This window comes from Paenibacillus sp. 01T424, assembly GCF_056398745.1.
The window spans coordinates 1-432 of record NZ_JBFTPZ010000127.1 but is presented as its reverse complement, the minus strand read 5'-3'; the positions used below and the strand labels follow the sequence as shown (position 1 = coordinate 432).

The 432-nt window shown below is 39.6% G+C and carries 1 pseudogene; it reads right to left on the bottom strand.

The features are described 5' to 3' along the window. Positions 1-432: pseudogene (locus AC1DPK_RS34315) on the bottom strand (aminotransferase); the annotation flags it as partial.

The window sequence follows — 432 nt, the reverse complement described above, 5'->3', positions numbered from 1 at the left end:
ATCCATATCTGGTCCATTCTGCAACATGTCTACTACGATCATCTCTATATTTAAGAGCTCACATATGGCAAAATGCCTGTCATAACCTGGACTGGGGCACAAAAATTTTATTGCTGGAAGCTTCCCCCATTGCGATCCGCTACCGTAAACACCATGAAGCATCGCTCGGGATATAGTATCATACATCATATTAAGGCTTGAATTGCCACCTATAATGATTTCGTTTGTGCTAACCTCAAGAATTTGAGAAAATAATTCTTTTGCTTCAGGAATTCCGTCAATACCTCCGTAATTGCGACAATCCGAACCATCCTTTGCCTTTAAGTGATCATCAAATATCAAGATATCGAGCATTTCAGTGGAAAGATCAAGTTGTTCAGGACATGGTTTGCCTCTAGACATATCCAATATCATGTTCTGACTCTTATACTC